At 65.6% G+C, this 21,774-nt stretch carries 22 protein-coding genes; 19 read left to right on the top strand and 3 right to left on the bottom strand.

The annotated features are described in order from the left end of the window. Positions 1-45 precede the first annotated feature (45 nt). Positions 46-1,218, top strand: coding sequence for an FAD-binding oxidoreductase (locus WS61_RS23335; protein WP_059503912.1), 1,173 nt, complete (start codon positions 46-48; stop codon positions 1,216-1,218). A 97-nt stretch (positions 1,219-1,315) separates the two neighbouring features. Here WS61_RS23335 and WS61_RS23330 read toward each other — a convergent pair whose 3' ends face one another. Next, entirely contained in the window at positions 1,316-2,497 is a 1,182-nt protein-coding gene (locus WS61_RS23330; protein WP_059503959.1) for a serine hydrolase, read from the bottom strand. Between the two features lie 277 nt (positions 2,498-2,774). Here WS61_RS23330 and WS61_RS23325 point away from each other — a divergent pair, with 277 nt between their 5' ends. The 5 genes from WS61_RS23325 to WS61_RS23305 all read left to right on the top strand — a co-directional run bounded on the left by WS61_RS23325 (position 2,775) and on the right by WS61_RS23305 (position 6,394). Next, positions 2,775-3,902: an aminotransferase class V-fold PLP-dependent enzyme gene (locus WS61_RS23325; protein ID WP_059503910.1), complete on the top strand. Its 1,128-nt coding sequence runs from the start codon at positions 2,775-2,777 to the stop codon at positions 3,900-3,902. 96 nt (positions 3,903-3,998) lie between these two features. Next, positions 3,999-4,568, top strand: a complete 570-nt coding sequence (locus WS61_RS23320) for a YdeI family protein (protein WP_059503909.1) — start codon at positions 3,999-4,001, stop codon at positions 4,566-4,568. 274 nt (positions 4,569-4,842) lie between these two features. Continuing rightward, positions 4,843-5,184 (top strand): DHCW motif cupin fold protein, encoded by a 342-nt coding sequence (locus WS61_RS23315; RefSeq protein WP_059503907.1) that lies wholly within the window; start codon positions 4,843-4,845, stop codon positions 5,182-5,184. Positions 5,185-5,342: 158 nt separating this feature from the next. Then, positions 5,343-5,717: a VOC family protein gene (locus WS61_RS23310; RefSeq protein ID WP_059503905.1), complete on the top strand. Its 375-nt coding sequence runs from the start codon at positions 5,343-5,345 to the stop codon at positions 5,715-5,717. Next, positions 5,717-6,394 (top strand): hypothetical protein, encoded by a 678-nt coding sequence (locus WS61_RS23305; RefSeq protein ID WP_059503903.1) that lies wholly within the window; start codon positions 5,717-5,719, stop codon positions 6,392-6,394. Before WS61_RS23310 ends, WS61_RS23305 begins: the two co-directional genes overlap by 1 nt. Positions 6,395-6,399: 5 nt before the next feature. On the opposite strand, the gene WS61_RS23300 is transcribed toward WS61_RS23305, so the two are convergent. Beyond that, positions 6,400-7,371 (bottom strand): LysR substrate-binding domain-containing protein, encoded by a 972-nt coding sequence (locus WS61_RS23300; RefSeq protein WP_059503901.1) that lies wholly within the window; start codon positions 7,369-7,371, stop codon positions 6,400-6,402. A gap of 134 nt (positions 7,372-7,505) precedes the next feature. On the opposite strand from WS61_RS23300, the gene WS61_RS23295 reads away from it, so the two are divergent. From WS61_RS23295 to WS61_RS23265, 7 genes are all read left to right on the top strand, one after another. Further along, on the top strand, positions 7,506-9,806 hold the full coding sequence (locus tag WS61_RS23295) for an NADP-dependent malic enzyme (RefSeq protein ID WP_059503899.1): 2,301 nt from the start codon (positions 7,506-7,508) through the stop codon (positions 9,804-9,806). A 502-nt stretch (positions 9,807-10,308) separates the two neighbouring features. Continuing rightward, entirely contained in the window at positions 10,309-10,716 is a 408-nt protein-coding gene (locus WS61_RS23290; protein WP_059503897.1) for a hypothetical protein, read from the top strand. An 84-nt stretch (positions 10,717-10,800) separates the two neighbouring features. Then, positions 10,801-11,328, top strand: coding sequence for a pyridoxamine 5'-phosphate oxidase family protein (locus tag WS61_RS23285; RefSeq protein WP_059503895.1), 528 nt, complete (start codon positions 10,801-10,803; stop codon positions 11,326-11,328). After that, positions 11,315-12,790, top strand: coding sequence for an NAD(P)/FAD-dependent oxidoreductase (locus tag WS61_RS23280; protein WP_059503893.1), 1,476 nt, complete (start codon positions 11,315-11,317; stop codon positions 12,788-12,790). The genes WS61_RS23285 and WS61_RS23280 overlap by 14 nt, the downstream gene beginning before the upstream one ends. Positions 12,791-13,023: 233 nt before the next feature. Continuing rightward, entirely contained in the window at positions 13,024-14,223 is a 1,200-nt protein-coding gene (locus tag WS61_RS23275; RefSeq protein ID WP_059503891.1) for a PLP-dependent aminotransferase family protein, read from the top strand. A 12-nt stretch (positions 14,224-14,235) separates the two neighbouring features. Next, positions 14,236-14,427: a hypothetical protein gene (locus WS61_RS23270; protein ID WP_059503889.1), complete on the top strand. Its 192-nt coding sequence runs from the start codon at positions 14,236-14,238 to the stop codon at positions 14,425-14,427. Positions 14,428-14,521: 94 nt separating this feature from the next. Continuing rightward, positions 14,522-15,109, top strand: a complete 588-nt coding sequence (locus WS61_RS23265; RefSeq protein WP_059503957.1) for a pyridoxamine 5'-phosphate oxidase family protein — start codon at positions 14,522-14,524, stop codon at positions 15,107-15,109. A 25-nt stretch (positions 15,110-15,134) separates the two neighbouring features. Here the strand turns inward: WS61_RS23265 and gcvA are convergent, their stop codons facing one another. Further along, positions 15,135-16,025 carry a transcriptional regulator GcvA gene (gcvA, locus tag WS61_RS23260; protein ID WP_059503888.1) on the bottom strand — a complete coding sequence of 297 codons (891 nt, stop codon included), beginning with the start codon at positions 16,023-16,025 and terminating at the stop codon, positions 15,135-15,137. Positions 16,026-16,159: 134 nt separating this feature from the next. Between gcvA and WS61_RS23255 the strand changes: the two genes are divergently transcribed. The 6 genes from WS61_RS23255 to WS61_RS23230 all read left to right on the top strand — a co-directional run bounded on the left by WS61_RS23255 (position 16,160) and on the right by WS61_RS23230 (position 21,721). Next, positions 16,160-16,864 (top strand): SDR family oxidoreductase, encoded by a 705-nt coding sequence (locus WS61_RS23255; protein ID WP_059503955.1) that lies wholly within the window; start codon positions 16,160-16,162, stop codon positions 16,862-16,864. Between the two features lie 207 nt (positions 16,865-17,071). Further along, positions 17,072-18,349: an epoxide hydrolase family protein gene (locus WS61_RS23250; protein ID WP_059503886.1), complete on the top strand. Its 1,278-nt coding sequence runs from the start codon at positions 17,072-17,074 to the stop codon at positions 18,347-18,349. Between the two features lie 281 nt (positions 18,350-18,630). Next, on the top strand, positions 18,631-19,674 hold the full coding sequence (locus WS61_RS23245; protein ID WP_059503884.1) for an alpha/beta fold hydrolase: 1,044 nt from the start codon (positions 18,631-18,633) through the stop codon (positions 19,672-19,674). Beyond that, positions 19,674-20,216 (top strand): cytochrome P460 family protein, encoded by a 543-nt coding sequence (locus WS61_RS23240; RefSeq protein ID WP_059503882.1) that lies wholly within the window; start codon positions 19,674-19,676, stop codon positions 20,214-20,216. The genes WS61_RS23245 and WS61_RS23240 overlap by 1 nt, the downstream gene beginning before the upstream one ends. A gap of 332 nt (positions 20,217-20,548) precedes the next feature. Then, positions 20,549-20,845, top strand: coding sequence for a DUF4148 domain-containing protein (locus WS61_RS23235; RefSeq protein ID WP_373557134.1), 297 nt, complete (start codon positions 20,549-20,551; stop codon positions 20,843-20,845). Between the two features lie 84 nt (positions 20,846-20,929). Continuing rightward, positions 20,930-21,721 carry an alpha/beta fold hydrolase gene (locus WS61_RS23230; protein WP_059503951.1) on the top strand — a complete coding sequence of 264 codons (792 nt, stop codon included), beginning with the start codon at positions 20,930-20,932 and terminating at the stop codon, positions 21,719-21,721. Positions 21,722-21,774: the final 53 nt, after the last annotated feature.

Here is a 21,774-nt window from a genome sequence, read left to right as displayed (position 1 = left end):
CGGCGTGAGCGGCCCCAAGCCTATTACGTGCAACCGGAGTCAGTCGTGAGTTCTCAAGTCGTCATCGTCGGCGGTGGTGTGATCGGCAGCTCGATCGCGTATTTCCTGCGCGCCACCGATCCCACGGTCGCCGTGACCGTCATCGAACGCGATCCCACCTATGCGAGATCGTCGTCGGCGCTGTCGGCCGCGTCGATTCGCCAGCAGTTCTCCACGCCGCTGTCGATCGAGATGTCGCTGTTCGGCATCGACTTCCTGCGCACGATCGGCGAACGGCTCGAAGTGGACGGCAACCGGCCGTCGATCGATCTGCACGAAGGCGGTTACCTGTTCCTCGCGACGCCGGCCGGCGACGCGACGCTGCGCGAGAATCATGCGCTGCAGACGCGCCTCGGCGCCGATATCCGGCTGATGGACGGCGCCGCGCTGCGCGCGAAGTTTCCGTGGCTCAACGTCGACGATCTCGTGTCGGGCGCGTACGGCGTGAGCGGCGAAGGCTGGTTCGACGGCTACGGGCTCGTGCAGGCGCTGCGCAAGAAGGCGCAGGCGCTCGGCGCGCGCTACGTGGCCGCCGACGTGAAGGACGTCGTGCGCGACGGCCGCAGGATCACGCACGTCGTGACGGGCGACGGCGAGCGCTACGCATGCGACACGCTGGTCAACGCGGCCGGCGCGTGGACGCGCACGCTGTCGTCGATGATGGGCATCGACATTCCCGTGTATGCGCGGCGGCGCAGCATCTTCAACGTATCGTCGCCGGCGAAGCTCGCCGATTGCCCGCTGCTGATCGACCCGACCGGCGTGTATTTCCGGCCGGAAGGGCGGACGTATATCTGCGGCACGTCGCCGAGCCCGGATCGCGACCCGGACGACCTGCCGCTCGACGAAGTCGATCACGCGCTGTTCGACGACGTGATCTGGCCGACGCTCGCGCACCGCGTGCCGGAATTCGAGGCGCTGCGCGTCGAGAATTGCTGGTCCGGTTACTACGAGTACAACGTGTTCGATCACAACGCGATCATCGGCTACCACCCCGAACTCGACAACGTCGTGTTCGCGAACGGCTACAGCGGCCACGGGCTGCAGCAAGGGCCGGCGACGGGGCGTGGCGTCAGTGAACTCATTCTGGGCGGGCGTTACGACACGCTCGACCTGTCGTCGCTCGGCTGGGCGCGCGTGCTCGAAAACCGGCCGATCGTCGAGAAGAACGTCGTGTAGCACGGCGTGACCGCCCGGTATGGGGTGGGCGGGATTCTCCTTGTGTCTCAAACCCGTTGGCCCGACTCCGTCGGGCCTTTTTTTGCCGCGCGGCCGGTTACCCCGCGCCGTAGACGGCATCCCGCAGATCGAGCGTGTACTGCCCGTTCATGCCTTCGTAGAGCGTGTTCGACAGCGACACGACGGTGAGTCCGCGTGCGCGGTCGACGAACCACGAATGACCGTAGACGCCGCCCCATCGCCAGGTGCCGACGGATTCCGGCGACGCGGCTGCCTGCGGATCGTGCAGCACCGAGAAGCCGATTCCGAAACCCGCGCCCGGCAGGTCCGGCAATTCGAGATCGCCGGTCTGCACGCGGCCCATCTCGTCGACGAGCTCGGCGGGCAGGATCGCGCCGCCGCCCGCGCGCAGCGTGTCCAGCACCGTCAGCACGTCGCCGGCGGTGCCGACCATCCCGGCGCCGCCCGACGGGAACGCTTGTGCATTCAGCGCGCGCGACGGCGAGTACGTGACGCCGACGAACCCTTCGACGATGGGCACCGTCTCGTTCTCGGCGAGCCGGTGCGGCTGAGGCGTGTCGTTGACGTACGGCGTGGCGAGCCGCGCGGGATCGCGAGCGACGAAGGCCGTGTCGCGTGCGCCGAGCGGGTGCAGCACGAGCGCATCGACCGCGTCGGCGAGCGGCACGCCGCAGACGGCCTCGATCAGCGCACCGACGACGTCGATCGACAGCGAATAGTTCCAGTTGGTGCCGGGTGCGAACAGCAGCGGCACGCTGACAATCCGGCGCAGGTTTTCGGCGAGCGTGATCGATGCGCCGTCGAGCCCGTCGGAGACGCCGGCGCGCGCGTAGGGGCCGTTTGCGTCGGTTTCGTTGAAGCGATAGTCGAGACCGGCGGTATGCACGAGCAACTGGCGCACCGTGATCGTCGGCACGCGGCCGTCGGGCAGCGCCGGGCGGAATTCGGGCAGCCAGCGCGTGACGTCTTCGTCGAGCGACAGCTTGCGTTGTGCGACGAGCGCCATCGCGGCCGCCGAGACGATCGGCTTCGTCACCGACGCGAGCCGGAACAGCGTGTCCTCGCGCATCGGCGTACGCGATTCGCGGTCCGCGAATCCGGCCGCGCGGCGATAGACGAGTTCGCCGTCGCGGGCGACGAGGACGACCGCGCCGACGAGGCGCTGCGTGTCGAGCTGGCGGGACAGGACCGCGTCGATACGCTCGGCGAGCGCTGGATCGGTTGACGACTGCAGTGACGATGCGGGAGAGGAGGTCATCGAAATATCCGTCGTGAAAGGGCTGATCGACATGTTATGGGACGCTTGCCGCATGCGTCGTTAACCCTTACGCGGAGCGGGGCGATGTGTGCGGCGCGGGCCGGCGGCGACGAACACCGGGCCCCGCAGCAGACAAAATATGCGCCAATCGGCCGGCGGCGTTCGTTAGAATCTGCTTTCGTCGAGGAAATGACGCATTTGCATTGGTGCAGAGCAGTATCGAATCGAAGACGCGGCTTGTCCCGATTCCATCGTTCATCTTTCACCGGAGGCGAGCATGCCAGGTTTACTTCCCGATGTTGACCGCGAGGGGCTCCTCGAATATTCGGTGGTGTACACCGATCGCTCGGTCAATCATATGTCGCAGCGCTTCCAGGGCGTCATGCGCGACATCTCCGCCACGCTGAAAAAAGTCTACAACGCGAAGTCGGTCGCGATCGTCCCGGGCAGCGGCACGTTCGGCATGGAAGCCGTGGCGCGACAGTTCGCGACGAACAGGAAGTGCCTCGTCATCCGCAACGGCTGGTTCAGCTTCCGCTGGTCGCAGATTTTCGACATGGGCGGCATTCCGTCCGAAACGACGGTGCTGAAGGCGCGTCCGGTCGAAGCCGGCAGGCAGGCCGCCTATGCGCCGGCGCCGATCGACGAAGTGGTCGCCGCGATCAGGGAAAACAAACCCGATCTCGTGTTCGCGCCGCACGTCGAAACCGCGTCCGGCATGATGCTGCCCGATGCGTACCTGCGCGCGGTGGCCGATGCCGTGCATGCGGTCGGCGGCATGTTCGTGCTGGATTGCATCGCGTCGGGCACCGTGTGGGTCGACATGCAGGCGAGCGGCGTCGACATCCTGATCAGCGCGCCGCAAAAGGGCTGGAGTGCATCGCCGTGTTGCGCGATGGTCATGTTGAGCGCGCTCGCGCGCGAGCGCATCGATGCGACGACCAGTACCAGCTTCGCGTGCGATCTGCGCAAGTGGCTGCAGATCATGGAAGCGTACGAGGGCGGCGGGTTCGCGTATCACGCGACGATGCCCACGGATAGCCTCGCGACGCTGCGCGACGTGATGAAGGAAACCGACGCATACGGTTTCGACAAGGTGAAGGCGGAACAGCTCGAGCTCGGCGAGCGCATTCGTGCGCTGCTGACGGAGAAGGGGTTCAGGAGCGTGGCCGCGGCAGGGTTCGAGGCGCCGGGTGTCGTGGTGAGCTACACGGACGATGACGGTATTCGCACCGGGAAGAAATTCGCCGATGTCGGTTTGCAGATCGCGGCGGGCGTGCCGTTGCAATGCGACGAGCCGGAAGATTTCAAGACTTTCCGGCTCGGGTTGTTCGGTCTCGACAAGCTGCACGATGTCGATGGCGCGGTGAAGCGGTTTGCCGATGCGTTGAACCGGATTCTTTGAGGCGGTCGTGCACAACGGGTTGCGCCGGTGGCCGCCGCGCGTTCGTCGAGCGGCGGCTTCCGGGTCGTTGGAAACCCGACCATTCAGAGGCGTGACATGACCGAAGGCGCGTTGACGTTTGCCAGTCAAGCCGAATGGGAAAGCTGGCTGGAAAAAAACGGCGGCGCGTCGACCGGCGCATGGCTGCGGCTCGCGAAAAAAGGTGCGGGGCAGAGAACCGTCACCTATCAAGAAGCGGTGGAAAGCGCCCTCTGCCACGGCTGGATCGATGGCCAAAAGAAGGCCGAGAGCGAGCAATACTGGTTGCAGCGTTTCACCCCGCGCTCGGCGAAAAGCATCTGGTCCAAACTCAACAAGGACAAGGCCGAAGCGCTGATCGCCGCAGGCAGAATGCGCGCGGCCGGCATGGGCGAAATCGAGAAGGCGAGGAAGGACGGCCGCTGGGAGGCTGCTTACACGTCGGCCAGCAACTCGATCGTGCCGGACGATCTGCAGGCGGCGTTGGACGCCCATCCGAAAGCCGGGAAGTTCTTCGCGACACTGAACAGCCGTAATCGCTATGCGATCCTGTTTCGGATACAGAACGCGAAGAAGCCGGAAACACGGGCGCGAAAGATCGCGGAATTCATCGACATGCTCAAGCGGGGCGAGACTTTTCATCCGTAGGGCTGCGGCGTCGACGCGTCGTGCCGGGCGCGATGCAATCCGAGACAGTGCCGGTCGAGGATGCGCTGACGCGTGTACCGGTCGAACTCGATTTCGCGTTCAGTCGGCGCGCACTGGCTTCGCCAGCCGGCAGTCCGGCGGCTCGTGCAATGCTGCTCGGCAATTGTGGAATAGTCTTTGATGTGCCAAGGCGATCGGATGCGAATGGATTGCATGATCGCGACGGCGGATTGACCGCGGCACGAAAGCCCGACCTGATACAGGAAGCGACAGTATGAAAATGGATGCGTTTGCCTTTGGCACGACCAACTGGGCCGAAATCGAACGAACGGAACATCGAGGAGAAACCGGAGTCGCTTATTGGCGCACGCGGTTCTTTGGTGAAGAGCCGAATCGGATCCGTGTGCGGATGGTGGAATACACGCCCGGCTACCTCGCCGACCACTGGTGCCAAAAAGGGCATGTTCTTTTGTGTATGGAAGGCGAACTGGAAACAACGCTCAAGGACGGGCGGAAGTTCGTTTTGACGGCGGGCATGAGCTACCAGGTTGGCGACAACGCGGAGCCACATCAGTCCTACACCCGGACGGGGGCGAAACTTTTCATCGTCGATTGACCCAGGTGTCGGAGTGATTTCGTCAGTCCGCTTTCAGATGCCCGGAGGTCTCATACGGGTCGTTTGAGCTGGTAACGCACTACCATCGCATGCGACACCGTTGCGGTCATCGCTACATCGCATCAGCATGCTGATTGATCCATCCACCGGGGGAACTCATGTTTGACCACGTCAAATTCGGCGTCAGCGACTACGCCGCCAGCAAGGCGTTTTTCCTCAGGGCACTCGAACCGCTGGGTGCCGAAATCGTCGGGGAACGCGAGCCGTCGTGCGGGATCGAGATCGGACTGCCCAGCAAGTCTTCGCTGTGTCTGTTCCCGACCGACGAGAAACCGGCGCATCTCCACATCGCGTTCGTGGCCGACACGCGGCAGCAAGTCGATGCGTTCCATCGCGCGGCGCTGGAGGCCGGTGGGAAAGACAATGGCGCGCCCGGGCTGCGGCCGCATTATCACGCGAACTACTACGCGGCGTTCGTCATCGGTCCGGATGGACACAATATCGAGGCGGTGTGCCATCGGGCGGAGGGGTGATGCGCGGGATCGGTAAAACGCTCGCGGCGATCGCGAGCATTGCGCTCGTCGGCATTGCCTGCGTTCAAGCCGCGCCCCGCGAAACTGCATTCCCGCGCTTCACTCAGACGGAAGGCAAGCTCGACGGTGACGGGCTTCCGCTCTCGGGCGTGAAGCTCTGCGTGCTGCCCGACCGTGCGCCGTGCTTCGAGATGCCGCCGGCGCCGCTTCCCCATTCCTCGAAGGAGCTGTACCAGTTCGGCCTGAATCCACGGTCCGAGCGGTTGCCGATCGCGTCCGGCGGCTCGTGGGTGTTCTTCTCGGGGATGTTCTCGGGCGGCGGCAGCGGGATGCTGGAGCGCGTCGCCGTGCTGCGTGTCGGCGCGGACGGCAAGATCGAGAACCTGATGCCGAAGGTCACGCAGGCGGAAATGGCCGATCGCGCGATGTGGAACTTGCCGGAGGTGTCGCCGTATCCGCTGTTTGTCCGCGCGGACGCCGAGTGGCAAGAGGGCGAAGTGCATTTCGACAAGCACTTCTTCGAAGTCGATGTGTGGGTGTTCGACCCTGCCGCCAATCAATACGCGAAGCGCTTTTCCTATCGCACGAGCAAACGCTACGACAGAGGCGAGGGTTCGGACCACGTGCTGGCCGCCGAGCGCGCGGAAATCCTGCGTCGGCTTTCAGCGGGCAAGTAACGCGGTTATCGCTGCGCGTTCCCGTACGTCTCCTTGCACACCGCACGCAGCGCGTCGACGAGCAGATCGCGCGCGGGTGACTGCGAATCGGCGGAGCGCGTGAACAGCGCGATGGGCGGCAGCGTCCATACCAGCGAATAAGGCACGATCGCCACGCCGGCGATTCGCACCAGTTCCTCCGCGATATCGGCCGGCACGATCGACACGGCCTCGTCGCTCGACGCGATCATTTCGCCGATCAGCTTCGACGAGTAGCTTTCGACGATCGGCACGGGCGGCGCGATGCCGGCCGACAGGAACAGGTCGGTCACCTGTTCGCGCATCGGCGTATGCGGCGCGCCGAGAATCCAGTCGAGCGCGTGCAGCTTGTGCCAGTCCAGCGGCGTGCGGGCGAGCTTCGCCGCCAGCCGCCGGCTCGCGATCATGCGCGGCTGCTGCTGATACAGCACTTCGAACGAAACCTGCCCGAGATCGATCGCCGACGACGCGCGCCCGATCACGATGTCGACACTGTGATCGCGCAGTTGCAGCAGCAGCTGATCGCTGGTGCCTTCGTGAATCGTGACGGTCAGGCGTCGCTCCATGCGCGCTTGCAGCCGCTTCAGCGCGGCCGACAGCATCTGGCCGGAGATGAACGGAATCACGCCGATGTGCAGATGGGCCGCATGCCCGGCGGCGACGGCCTCCATCTCGCGGGCGAGGTGGTCGAGATCCTTGATCATCGCCTTGGCCCGTTCGAGCACGACCGCGCCGAGCGCGGTGGGCCGCATGCCGCGCGACGAGCGCTCGAACAGCGGCGTGCCGAACATGCTCTCCAGTTCGGACAGCGCGTTCGTCACGGCCGGCTGGCTGCTCGCCATGTGCTCGGCGACGCGCGTCAGCGATCCGTGCTGCTGGATCTGCAACAACAGCACCAGATGCCGAATCTTCAGACGAGCGCCGAGCCGCCTGACCACGTCGTTCGCGTCAAAATTCATTGACTGGTCATGCATTCATCAGGAAAAAGTGATGGACCGATATTAAAACAGAATCATCACGTTATGGCGGATCCCTAGAATCACCTTCATGGATTGCGCCGGGACTGGCCTGGCGCCCACGCCGGGACCCAGACATGAAACAGACAGAGACACAGCAGCAGGCCGCGTTCGACTATCACGAGTTTCCGACCCCCGGGAAAATCTCGGTCGTGGCGAGCAAGCCGCTGGTGACCCAGCGCGATCTGGCGCTGGCCTATACGCCCGGCGTGGCGAGCGTGTGCGAGTCGATCGCCGCCGATCCGCTGCAGGCGCACCGCTTCACGAGCCGCGGCAACCTCGTCGGCGTGATCACGAACGGCACCGCCGTGCTCGGTCTCGGCAACATCGGCCCGCTCGCGTCGAAGCCGGTGATGGAGGGCAAGGCCGTCCTGTTCAAGAAGTTCGCCGGGATCGACGTGTTCGACATCGAGATCAACGAGACCGATCCGGACAAGCTGGTCGACATCATTGCCGGCCTCGAGCCCACGTTCGGCGGCATCAACCTCGAGGACATCAAGGCGCCGGAATGCTTCACCGTCGAGCAGAAGCTGCGCGAACGCATGAAGATTCCCGTCTTCCACGACGATCAGCACGGCACGGCCATTACCGTTTCCGCCGCGTTCATCAACGGGCTGAAGGTCGTCGGGAAGTCGATCAAGGAAGTGAAGGTAGTGACGTCGGGCGCCGGCGCGGCCGCGCTCGCGTGCCTGGACCTGCTGGTCGACCTCGGGCTGCCGGTGGAAAACGTCTGGGTGACCGACATCGAAGGCGTCGTCTATCGCGGCCGTACCACGCTGATGGATCCGGCCAAGTCGCGCTTCGCGCAGGAAACCGATGCGCGCAAGCTCGCCGAAGTGATCGGCGGCGCGGATGTGTTTCTGGGTCTGTCGGTGGGCGGCATTCTCACGGCGGAGATGCTGAAGGAAATGGCGGCGCGCCCGCTGATTCTCGCGCTGGCCAACCCGACGCCTGAAATCTTCCCCGAACTGGCGCACGAGACGCGCGACGACGTCGTCATCGCGACGGGCCGCTCGGACTACCCGAACCAGGTCAACAACGTCCTGTGCTTCCCGTACATTTTCCGCGGCGCGCTGGACGTGGGTGCGACGACGATCACGCGCGAGATGGAAATCGCCGCGGTGCACGCGATCGCGGGGCTGGCCGAGGAAGAGCAGAACGAAGTCGTCGCGGCGGCCTACGGTGCATACGACGTGTCGTTCGGCCCGCAATACCTGATTCCGAAGCCGTTCGACCCGCGCCTGATCGTGCGGATCGCGCCGGCCGTGGCGAAGGCGGCGATGGAAGGCGGCGTGGCGACGCGTCCGCTCGCGAATCTCGATGCGTACGTCGAGCAGTTGCAGCAATTCGTTTATCACTCGGGCGCGTTCATGAAGCCGCTGTTCGCGACCGCGCGTCAGCTCGTGCGCGACGGCGGCAAGGCGCGGATCGTGTTCACCGAAGGCGAAGACGAGCGTGTGCTGCGTGCGGTGCAGGTGATCGTCGACGAGAAGCTGGCGCGGCCGATTCTGGTCGGGCGACCGGAGGTGCTGCTCGCGCGCATCGAGCGGTTCGGCCTGCGCTTGCGGCTCGGTCAGGATGTCGAAGTGACCAATCCGGAATACGACGAGCGCTTCCCGCAGTACTGGACGAAGTATTGGGAACTGCGGTGCCGCGACGGTATTTCGAAGGAAATGGCGCGCGTGGAAATGCGCCGCCGCCTGACGCTGATCGGCGCGATGATGGTGCAGCTCGGCGACGCGGACGGGATGATCTGCGGGACGGTGGGCGAGTATCACAATCACCTGCGGTTCGTGGACGAAGTGATCGGCAAGAAGCCCGGTGCGTCGACCTACGCGGCGATGAACATCCTGTTGCTCGATCAGCGGACGGTCGCGCTGGTGGATACGCACGTGAACGACAACCCCGATGCGGAGCAGATCGCGGAATTCACGATCGCGGCGGCGCGGCAGATGGAATGGCTGAATCTGACGCCGAAGGTGGCGTTGCTGTCGCGCTCGAATTTCGGGTCGGGGAGTGCGGCTTCCGGCGCGAAGATGCGCCGGGCGCTGGAGATCGTTCGCGAACGGGCGCCGGATATCGAGGCGGATGGCGAGATGCATGGCGACTGTGCGCTCGACGAAGGACTGCGGGCGAAGCTGCTGCCGATGTCGCCGTTGAAGGGGGCGGCGAATTTGCTGGTCTGTCCGAACGTGGATGCCGGCAATATCGCGTACAACCTGCTCAAGACGGAGGCGGGGAGCAATGTCGCGGTGGGGCCGTTCTTGCTCGGCGTCAATGCGCCGGTGAACATTCTGACTTCCAGCGCAACCGTGCGGCGGATCGTGAATATGGCCGCTTTGACCGTGATCGAGGCTAATCGGGGTGTGGCGGGCTGATTGATCGACGCTTGTGGGGCGGCCGCGGCCGCCCCTCGGTTTGTCGGCATTTGGCCATGAAACGCCGTTGGAAAAATAAAATCCGAGCGGCTGCTAGAGGCTGTAACGGGTCATGGATATCTGATCGGCTTTCGCGGGATCACGATTCCGATTTGGCTTCGCTGAGCACATTCTCATTGCCGGGGCGGTCATCGCGTTGATGCAGGGCGGCCCACATCCTGGATTCGCGCGTGGCCGTTGCCCGCGCGTCGCAACTCATACCCATAGGCATCTTCAACCACTATCGCGGCCGCAAGGACCGTGAGGCCGCGTCACGTCCGGCGAAACGGCTTGCATGGAAAAGCGGGAGAACATCGCCGACACGTGTTGCCAAAATAATGCACGACGTATACAGTTGCCCGTAGTGCATGTTGAAGTCTCCTGCATAGCCGGCCGACAGCCATGACAGGCCGACGCCGCGCGGGACCTTCGATGTTCAACACCCGCCATTGGAGCGACGTTGATGCATCACACGCTATCGCTGTTGTTCAGCGCGATGTATGACCTTGGCTTCGCGTTTTTCCATCTGACCTTCTGGCGCTGGTTCAACTGGCCAAGGTCTCTCGAGAAAAGCGGGAGACTCAATCGGGGTATCACCCAGACCCTCAACGTGATGTTGAGTTACGTGTTCATTGTCTATGCAGTGTCGCTCGTCCTGGCTGAAACGCGAACCCAAGGCCCGCTTGCGCTGGCGGGAACCGGATTCTGGTTGCTGAGGGCGATTGCACAACCGGTGCTGTTTGCCGGAACACGCTTGAGCTGGATTTTCGTGGCTTTGTTCGCCCTTGGCGCGGGCCTGCATGCGGTCACATACGTCGATTCCACGAAAGTGGGTGTCGAGGCATGGTCATCCGCTCAACCGCTTTCGTGAAGGCAGCGTCGGCGCGCTTCCGATTGCCGGATTGTCACGGTTTCTAGAGAAGTTTCCCGAAACGAAACACTGTCCAACATCACCATGAATGCCGACCAGCTCTTTCAACAGGCCCATGAAATCGTCAGTCATTGCGCGCTCTGTTTCGTGTCTTCGAGCGACGCCACCGGTCAGATCAACTCCAGGGTCGTCGAGATCCTGGAAATCGGAAGCGACCTCACGATTCGTTTCATGACCGATTCGAGAACGCGTAAAGCGCTGGAGATCAGCCGGGGAAGTGCGATCAGTCTGTCCTTCCTCAGCATGGCCGACCGTGGATACGTGACGCTCGGAACCGTTCCGGCGGTTTCCGCCGACACTGCGTTGAAACGACGCATCTGGAAAGAGTCGCTGCTGACGTGGTTTCCCGACGGGCCGGACGATCCATACGTGATCGCCGTAACCTGCACGCCGGTCTGGGTCGAGATGTGGTCGCGCATGCGGGGGATCGCACCCGATCCGCTGGGCCTCAATTCGGTTCGGCTGATCCAGAAGGACGGCAACTGGCACGTCAATCACACGTTTCCAGCCATGCGCGAATCGTTGCGTGAGGGATCGTATGACGAGCAATGACAAGCAGCCGGTCGTCGTCATCGGTGCTGGGCTGGCCGGCCTAGCCGCTGCGCTGATGCTGGCGCGCGGGGACAAGCCTGTCGTCATCGTGGAAGCATCGGACGATGCAGGCGGCTGCTGTTCCACCACGACGAAGAACGGCTTCACGTTCAACAACGGCGCGATGTATGTCGCGGTGCCGTCGCTGATTCGCGCGTCTTTCCGGCGCCTCGGTCTCGATTTCGATCGCGAGGTGCCGATGGTGGCCATCGAGCGTCCGCACGTCACGCATCTGGACAATGGAACGGCCGTTCATCTGTCCAGTGCCGACACGTCGTATGTGGAAGGCGATCGCGCGGATTCGAGGACACGGCAACTGCGCGACGGCCTCGGCAGGCTCCGGCAGCAATGGGGGCCCGCTTACCGAACGCTGGTCGACGAAGTGTTGCCGCACGAGCCTTCGCTGCTGCGGACGTTGGGCAAACTATGGCGTTACCTGCCGCGCATGAGCGGGCATGCCGGCCGTCTGATCGAAGCGCACTTTGCCGATGCGGACCTGCAGTCGGCGGTTGCGTCGACCCTGCTCTACACCGGGCAAGGTCCCGACCGCCTTCCGGCGACACAGATCATCGGCCTGATTGCGATGCTGGAGGAGGGGTTCCATCTGCCGCGCGCAGGCATGGGCGCCATCCATTCCGCGATGACGCGCGAGCTGTCCAGGCGTTCGGTGCCGATCCGGTTCGGCGCCCATGTACGCGAAATCGTCGTGGAGAACGGGGCGGTCCGTGGCATCGTGCTGGATGACGGCGAGCGCATTTCGACCGATTGCGTCGTGGCGACCTGTTCGGGTTTCGAAGTGGTTCGGCACTTGTTGCCCAGCCGCGCGGTGCCACCGCGGCTCGCGCACAGGGCGCGCACGGCGCCGCTGTCGCATCGGGCGATTTCGATTCAGGTCGGCTGCTCGGGCGCCAGACTGCCACGCGCGTTCATTACCAATCATGTGCCCTCGATGCGGCAGCAGGCGGCGCTGCATGTATCGACTCCAGGCGTACCGCACTGGCTCGCCTATACCTGTCCGTCGCTGGTGTTGCCGGAGCTTGCGCCAAGCGGCAAGGCGGTGCTGGAACTGTATGCGCCGGCGACAGGTATCCACTCCGTATCGGAATGGACGCGCGCGATGACGCAGGCTGCGGTCGACGACTATCTCCACGCGATACAGGCGCATTTTCCCGGCCTGTGCGTCGAAAGCGTCCGCGTGGCGGATCCGCAGGATTTCGCAAGCGAACGGCATGTGTACGAAGGCGCGCTGTACGGCATTGCCCCGGGTACGGCGCCCGACAAGTTCTTTCCGCATCGGGCGGGGCTGCGCGGCCTCTATCTCGGAGGACAAACGACGTTCCCGGGGTATGGCGTACCCACGGCCATGTTCTCCGGCATCCAGGCGGCGGAAGCCGCGATGCAGGACATGCGCGGGCATGCGTGATCGGCGCGTCGCGTGACCGTGGGCAATGTCCGAACCCCGCATCGGCCCCACGTTCCGCGCGCCGCCCTCATTTGATGACCAAACCGCAAGACCTAGTGCATAGATATCGTTTGCCGAGCCCTTAATGACTATCGACAATCGTGGCTCGAATTCACCGCCGCGGCGCCAGAAGCGCCTTGGCGGCGGCACGCGACGGCTATCCCGGCCGGCCGTGCCCACCCGCTCACGACGACATGTACGCGTTCACGCCCTCATTCCAAAACCCTGCCGGCTCGCCGATCCGCGAGTTGTTCAAGTACCTGTCCGAACCGGGCATGATTTCCTTCGCGGGCGGTTACCCGGCCAGCGACCTGTTCGACGTCGACGGCCTGAATGCGGCCGCCGAACGCGCATACGCGCAGCCGGTTCGCTGTCTGCAATACGGGCCGACCGACGGCCTCGCCGAACTGAAGCAGCAACTGATCGCGCTGATGGCGCGGCGCGGCGTCGCCTGCACGCCGGCCGAGCTGCTCGTCACGACCGGGTCGCAGCAAGGGCTCGACCTGCTGCTGCGCGTGATGGTGTCGCCCGGCGACGTCGTGCTGACCGAACAGCCGGCGTACCCGGCCACGCTGCAGGCGATGCGTTTGCAACAGGCGCGCATCGTGACGATTCCCGTCGACGGCGAAGGGCTCGACGTCGATCGTCTCGGCGAACGACTCGCGTCCGGCGCGATCGCGCAGCCGAAGCTGCTCTACACGGTCCCGACCTTCGCGAACCCGACGGGTGCGACGCTCACGCGCGAACGCCGGCTGAAGCTGCTGCGTCTCGCGGTGCAATACCGTTTCCTGATCGTCGAGGACGATCCGTACGGCGACCTGCGTTTCGCGGGCGAAGCCGTGCCGTCGATGCTCGCGCTGGCCGGCGAAGTGGACGGCGCGCGCGACTGGATCGTGCATTTCGCGAGCCTGTCGAAGATCGTCGCGCCGGGGCTTCGCGTGGGCTGGACGATCGCGCCGGCCGAAATCGCGCGGCGCTGCGTGATCGCGAAGCAGACGGTCGATCTGTGCAGCGCGCCGTGGACGCAGGCGACCGCCGCCGAATACCTGGCCGACGGCGCGCTCGAACGCCATCTGCCGCGCATCGCGGCCGCGTACCGGCGCAAATGCGACGCGATGTGCGACGCGCTGCGCGACGGTTTCGGCGATGCAATCGCATTCCATCGTCCCGAAGGCGGGATGTTCGTGTGGGCGCGGATCGGTGCGGTGCCGTCGGACGTGCTGCTGCAGCAGGCGATCGTCAACAGGATCGTGTTCGTGCCCGGCAAGGCGTTCTTCGCGGACGACGTCGACGCAGCGTCGCTGCGCCTGTCGTTCGCCGCGCCGGACGTCGATGCGATCAGGGAAGGCGTCGCGCGCCTCGTGCGCGCGTATGGTGCGGCGCTGGCCGCGTGAGGAGACATCGACATGACGATCACCATCAACGAAACGACATCGACGGGCGCAGCATCGGTCGCCGGCGACGAGCGGCCGGCCACGCATCGCTCGACGCAGATCGGCGCGGGGCCGCGATATGTGGCCGACGTGCTCGGCCGCTTCGGCGCGGAGCCGGCGACCGATGGCGGCGATGCGGCGCCGGTCGTGCTCGGCTACAACTGAGCGGCGCACGCGCGGCGGCGCATCGCATGCGAGCGGTCGCCGACACGAACGGTTAAGCTTGCGCGATCGAAACACCGACGATCGCCGCTGCCTCATGTCCGACTCGACTTCCGAATCGCTCGCGCAAACCTATGACCGGCTGTGGTCCTGCCTCGAATCCGGCGTGCGCGTGCAGCGCTCGCCGTTCACGATGTTGCAGGCGGCGACGCTCGGCCTCGATGGCGCGCCGAAGGTCCGGACGATCGTATTGCGTCAGGTGAATCGCACCGAGCGCGTGCTGTCGTTTCATACCGACGTGCGTTCGGCGAAGGTGGCGGAGTTGCGTCGCGATCCACGTATCTCGATCGTCGCCGATGATCTCGATGCGCTCGTGCAGATTCGCGCGGAAGGCGTTGCGGCGATCTGCGACGACGAAACGCAACGGCGTGCGATCTGGCGAGCGAGCCGGCCGCATACGTTGCTGCTGTATCGCGCGCCGTTGCCGCCCGGTACGCCGGTCGCGTCGCCCGAAGTCGCGCATATCGACGGCGCCGCACCCACCGGCGACGGCTACGAAAACTTCTGCCTGATCCACATGACGGTCACGCGCATCGACTGGCTCGAACTCGCGCGCGCCGGCCATCGTCGAGCGGTATTCGACCTGAACGAAAGCGGCTACGAAGCCCGCTGGATCGCGCCCTGACGCGAACCCGGCGCGCTCGGGCCCATCAAGGCCGCCCGTCCGACGCGGCCCCGATCATCCACTCGCGCATCACCGCGATCGCGTCGTCGTCGCGGCGCTCGGCCGGATACACGAGATAGAACCCCATCGACAGCGGAAACGCGAAGTCGAACGGCTTGCACAGCCGTCCGGCGGCGATGTCGCGCTCGACGAGCGGCTCGGTCGCGAGCGCGATGCCCTGGCCGGCGACGGCCGCATCGATCGCGAGCGACGTCTGGTTGAAGCGCAGCCCCTTGTGCGGATCGACGTCGACCGGTTCGGGCATCGCCGCGAGGAACGCGGGCCACAGGTCGTGCGCGTCGTGCAGCAGCACCTGGCCGGCGAGCGCACGCGGCGAAGCCGGTGCGGTCAGCACCGAAGGGCTGCATACCGCATACACGTCGAGCGGGAACAGCGCATGGGTGGCGAGATGCTTGCCGAACGGCGGCTTGCCATAGCGGATCGCGAGATCGACGCCGTCGTGGCGAAACGTCGCGATCTGCGGGTCGGCGATCACGCGCACGTCGTAGTCGGGGTGCGCGTCGGTGAACTGCGCGAGCCGCGGGATCAGCCACTTCGACGCGAACGACGGCGTCGTGCTGATCGTCAGCGCGGCGCGCCGTTTCACGAGCTTGTCGGTCGCGTCGGCGATCGCGTGCAGCGCGCGCTGCACGTCGGAGAAATACGCGGCGCCGTCGTGCGTGAGCGCGAGGCCGCGCGGCAGGCGCTCGAACAGCTTCAGGCCGAGCACGTCCTCGAGGTGGCGCACCTGCTGCGCGACGGCGCCCTGCGTGACGCCGATCTCGTCGGCGGCGGCGCGGAAATTGAGGTGCCGCGCGGACACTTCGAACGCACGAAGCGCGTTCAGCGGCGGCAGGCGGGAGGGGCGTGGCGGCATCGTCAGGCTGTAGAAAAACTATCGGCTGGCGGCAGAAATACTGGTTCGACAGTCGGAATGGATGCGCCTACATTACCACCATGGCGCGCCGAATGGCGGCTGCGCGACGGCGGAACGAGAGCAAGGAGCGGATCGTGACTGTAGAAAAAGTGGCGTTGATCACGGCGGCGGGCAAGGGCATGGGCGCGGCCATCGCGCGGGAACTGGCGGCGACCGGCTACCGCGTCGCGCTGATGTCGCCGCCGGGCAGCGCGGTGGCGCTCGGCGAGGAACTGGGCGGCTTCGGCATCGAGGGCTCGGTGACGGAAGAAGCCGATATCGACCGGCTCGTGCAGGAAGCGGTTGCGCGCTACGGCCGAATCGACGCGGTCGTGAACAACACCGGCCATCCGCCGAAGGGCGAACTGCTGGCGATCACCGACGACAACTGGCACGTGGGGCTCGACCTGATCCTGCTGAACGTGGTGCGCGTGATGCGCCGCGTGACGCCGATCTTCCAGAAGCAGGGCGGCGGCGCGGTGGTCAACATCTCGAGCTTCGCGGCGGACGCGCCCGAGCAGCCGATGCCCGTGTCGTCGGCGTTGCGCGCGGCGCTGAGCGCATGGACGCGCCTGTACGCGGAACGCTATGCGGCCGAGAACATCCGGATGAACGCGGTGCTGCCGGGCTTCATCGACAGCTGGCCGGAAACGCCGGAGATCGTCGCGCGCATTCCGGCCGGCCGCTTCGGCAAGACCGGCGAGATCGCGAAGACGGTCGCGTTCCTGCTGTCCGACGGCGCGGGCTACATCACCGGGCAGAACATTCGCGTCGACGGCGCGATCGTCAAGGCGCTCTGAGCGGCACACGGGCGCGCGGGCCGCGAAAGCGTGTTCGCCCGCCGTGCAGAAGCAGCTACAAACGCGTACAAATCAGACAAATCCGGGATACATCGGACCTTTCAAATGGGCGACGCCGCGTGACGAGGGCGCGCCGGATTGAAAGCCAAGGCGCGATCCCGCGCGCGGCATGTTCACTTTCCACTTCACGAAAGGAGATGCCGAACGATGTCTTCCACACCGTTTTCCCCGATGCGTCGCCACCTGCTGGCCACTTCCGTGGCCGCCGGGGTCTCGGCGATGCTGCCCACCGCGCTGCATGCCGCCGCTGGCGCGAGCGGCATACGCCCGTTCACCGCGCACATTCCCGACGAAGCCGTGGCCGACCTGCGCCGCCGTATCGCCGCGACGCGCTGGCCGGGCCCTGAGACCGTCGCCGACGAATCGCAGGGCGTGCGGCTCGCGCGCATGCAGGCGCTGCTGCGCTACTGGGGCACCGACTACGACTGGCGCAAGGGCGAGGCGCGCCTGAACGGTTTCCCGATGTTCATCACGGAAATCGACGGGCTCGACATTCATTTCATTCACGTGCGGTCGCGGCACGAGAACGCGATGCCGATGATCATGACGCACGGTTGGCCCGGTTCGATCTTCGAGCTGCTGAAAGCGATCGGCCCGCTGACCGATCCGACCGCGCACGGCGCGAGCGCGGACGACGCATTCCACGTCGTCGTGCCGTCGCTGCCTGGGTTCGGTTTTTCGGGCCGGCCGACGAAGACCGGCTGGGGTTCCGACCATATCGCGCGTGCGTGGGGCGAGCTGATGGCGCGGCTCGGCTATACGCGCTTCGTGTCGCAGGGCGGCGACTGCGGCTCGGTGATCTCGCATCGAATGGCGATGCAGCGCGTGCAGGGCCTGGCCGGGATTCACGTCAACATGCCGGCAACGGTGCCGCCGGACATCGCGACGCTGCTCGCGACCGATGCGCCCGCGCCGGCTTCGCTGTCGCCGAAGGAGAAGGCAGCGTACGAGAAGCTCGCGACGTTCTATCGCGACAACTGCGGCTACTCGGCGATGATGGTCACGCGACCTCAGACGGTCGGCTATGCGCTTGCGGATTCGCCGTCCGGGCAGGCTGCGTGGATGTACGACAAGATCTCGCAGTGGACGTATAGCGGCGGCGTGCCCGAACACTCGATTCCGCGCGACGAGATTCTCGACGACATTTCGCTGTACTGGCTGACGAACACCGCGACGTCGGCCGCGCAGATCTACTGGGAGGATCACTCGAACAACTTCAACGCGGTGGACATCTCGCTGCCGGCGGCGATCACGGTATTTCCGGGCGAGATCTACCAGGCGCCGCGCAGTTGGGCCGAGCGCAGCTATCGCAACCTGATCTACTTCAACGAAGTCGACAAGGGCGGGCACTTCGCGGCATGGGAGGAGCCGGAATTGTTCGCGCGTGAAGTGCGTGCCGGGTTCCGGCCGTTGCGGCGCGCGTAAGCGGAGGGTACACGACGAACACGGGCCGGCCTGCTGCGCGGCCCGTGTTCGTTTCTACGCAACCGCCTGCAATGCCAGCGCGTGGTTTTTTGAATCGCCGTGTGTCGGATCCGCACACGGATACGTTGGGATACAAAGCCTCCGAATGGTTCGGATATAAAACCGGTGAAGCGATTCGCACGGTGGCGCGGTGCCATGCGCCGCCGCTGCGAACGGCGCCCCCCGATTGCCCGCACGTGCCGCGGGCCCTTTCCTTAGCGATCGACACTGGAGAACGAGTCATGCCTGATACCGTGAACACCCGCCGCCGCCTGATCCTGGGCTCGACGCTGGCGAGCCTGAGCCTGGCCGACCTCGGCTTTAGCGCGCTGGCGCAAGCGCAGTCGGCACCCGATTCGCCCCCGGCGAAGCGCCCGGCCGGCGTTGCGTCGCTGGGCGCGATCCACCAGATCGATGCGGGCGTGCTCAACGTCGGTTATGCGGATCTCGGCCCGAAGGACGGCCCCGTCGTGTTCCTGCTGCATGGCTGGCCGTACGACATCTACAGCTACGCGGAAGTCGCGCCGCTGCTCGTCGCGGCCGGCTATCGCGTGATCGTGCCGTACCTGCGCGGCTACGGCTCGACGACGTTCCGCTCGGCCGACACGGTGCGCAACGGCCAGCAGGCCGTGACGGCCGTCGACATCGTCGCGCTGATGGATGCGCTGAAGATCGACCGCGCGGTGTTCGGCGGCTACGACTGGGGCGCGCGCACGGCCGACGTCATCGCGGCGCTGTGGCCGCAGCGCGTGAAGGCGCTGGTATCGGTGAGCGGCTACCTGATCGGCAGCCAGGCGGCGAACGCCAAGCCGCTGCCGCCGCAGGCCGAATTCCAGTGGTGGTATCAGTTCTACTTCACGACCGAGCGCGGCGAACTCGGCTACGCGCAGAACCGCGATGCATTCAACAAGCTGATCTGGCAGCTCGCGTCGCCGAAGTGGCAGTTCTCCGACGAGACTTATGCGCGCTCGGCCGCATCGTTCCGGAATCCCGATCACGTGGCCGTGGTGATCCACAACTATCGCTGGCGGCTCGGCCTTGCCAAGGGCGAAGCACAATACGACGACATCGAGCGTCGACTCGCGGCCGGGCCCGCGATCAGCGTGCCGACGATCACGATGGAAGGCGATGCGAACGGCGCGCCGCATCCGGAGCCGGCCGCGTACGCGAAGAAGTTCACCGGCAAGTATCAGCACCGGACCATCACCGGCGGCATCGGCCACAACCTGCCGCAGGAAGCGCCGCAGGCGTTCGCCGAGGCGATCCTGCAAGTGGAGCATCTGTGATGCGGGCCGGCGTGGAGGTGTGGCGGCGCGGCGCGCGCCGTGCGCTCGTCGCGGGCGCGCTGCTGGCCGGCGCGTGGTCGGCAAGCGGCCCGGCCGCGTTCGCGGAACAGCCGAAGCCGGCCGCGGCCGCGTCGCCGATCTACGGCGTGACGATTCCGCCCGGCTACCGGAAGTGGGAGATGGTTGCGCCGGCCGAAGAGGCCGCACCGCTCGACGAGCTGCGCGTGGTGCTCGGCAACCCGGTCGCGATCCGCGCGCTCGAACGGGCGACGCTGCCGTTCCCGGACGGCACGATCCTCGTGAAGCTCGCGTACAAGCGCAAGCAGTCCGACGAGTTCGCGCCGGCGACGGTGCCCGGCCAGGCGACGACCGTGCAGGTGATGGTGAAGGACTCGCGCCGCTACGCCGCGACGGGCGGCTGGGGGTTCGGGCGCTTCATCAACGGCGTGCCGGCCGACATCGGCCAGCATCAGACATGCTTTGCGTGCCATCAGGCGCGGGTGAAGAACCACGATTACGTGTTCACGCGGCTCGCGCCGTGACGTGACACGGCGGTGCGAAGGTGACGGAAAGGCGTGCCCGGCGAGGCACGCCTTTTTTTCATGGTGCGCGGGGAACGGTGGCGCGCATCGGCAAGCGGATTTGTATCGCACTGTATCTGCGGCCGCCCCTGAAAAACTGGCATGCAGAAAGCCCCCATTCCGGAAACATGCCGGATACGTGCGCGGGTTCTACTGTCGACATGCAGCAAACGTTCGGTGCCAGACGTTCGCACCGGACACCAAGTGATCGACACCCCCAACTTCCTTCAAGGAGAAATCTCACGAAAGCCGCTCGAATCCTCGCCGTTGCCGTCCTCGCCGTCGCACCCGCGTTGTCGTTCGCCGATACCGGCCACGGCCTCACGCGTGCCGAAGTGCGCGCGGACCTCGTCCGTCTCGAGAAGGCCGGCTACAACCCGGCCGGCAGCGAAGCGCATTACCCGGACGATATCGCGGCCGCACAGAACGCCGTCGTGGCTGCCGAGCAAGTCGCACGTTCGGACCAGAACGGCCCGTCGAAGTCGCAAGGCGACAACGTGGCCGACGCGTCGATGCCGGCCGGCCATCGCGACGCAGCGCAGTCGCGTACCGCACGCAACACCGCCGACGACCTGTACGCGCATTCGTGATGCCGCGCCGCGCCAGCGACAGGCAGGCGCGGCCGCTCACGCAGTACTTCACTTCAACGACACGACAAGGAAAGGAGCATGACGATGGCCGGTTTGATGAAACGCGTTCTGGTATCCGCCGCGATGATCGGCGGACTGTTCGGTGCGATCGCGGCACAGGCCGCGCCGAAGGAAGACCTGAAGGGCACCAACGTCGTGCTCGTGCACGGCGCGTTCGCCGACGGGTCGAGCTGGAACCGCGTGATTCCGCTGCTCGAGGCGCGCGGGCTGCACGTGGTGTCGGTGCAGAATCCGCTGAGCTCGCTCGCCGACGATGCGGCCGCGACGAAGCGCACGATCGACGAACAGAAGGGGCCGGTCGTGCTGGTCGGCCATTCGTGGGCCGGCGTCGTGATCAGCGACGCGGGCAATGACGACAAGGTGAAGTCGCTCGTGTACGTCGCGGCGTTCGCGCCCGACAACGGCCAGTCGATCGCCGACGTCACGCAAGGGCTGCCGGCACCGTCATGGGCCGGCGAACTGCGCAAGGACGCAGGCGGCTTCGCACGGCTGTCGGACAAGGCGATCGCGCAGGATTTCGCGCCGGATCTGCCGCCCGCGCAGCAGCGCATCGTTGCGGCGACCCAGGGGCCGTGGTATAGCGGGTGCATCTCCGAGAAGGTCGCGCAAGCCGCGTGGCATGCGAAGCCGTCGACGTTCGTCGTCGCGACGCAGGACCGGATGATCGACCCGACGCTGCAGGAAGCGATGGCGAAGCGGATCGGCGCGACGGTCGCGCGCGTGAACGCCAGCCACGTCGCGATGCTGAGCCAGCCGAAGGCCGTGGCCGACGCGATCATCGCCGCCGCCGGGCGCGCGAAGCAGGATACGCAGTGAGCGAATGCGGCGCCGCGCTTTCGTGAGGAGGCGCGGCGCGCGAGTGATGGCGA

It is taken from the genome of Burkholderia sp. ABCPW 11, assembly GCF_001523445.1.
GTDB lineage: Bacteria > Pseudomonadota > Gammaproteobacteria > Burkholderiales > Burkholderiaceae > Burkholderia.
Note: the sequence above shows the minus strand (reverse complement) of the source record. Positions and strands in the feature narration are given on the sequence as shown.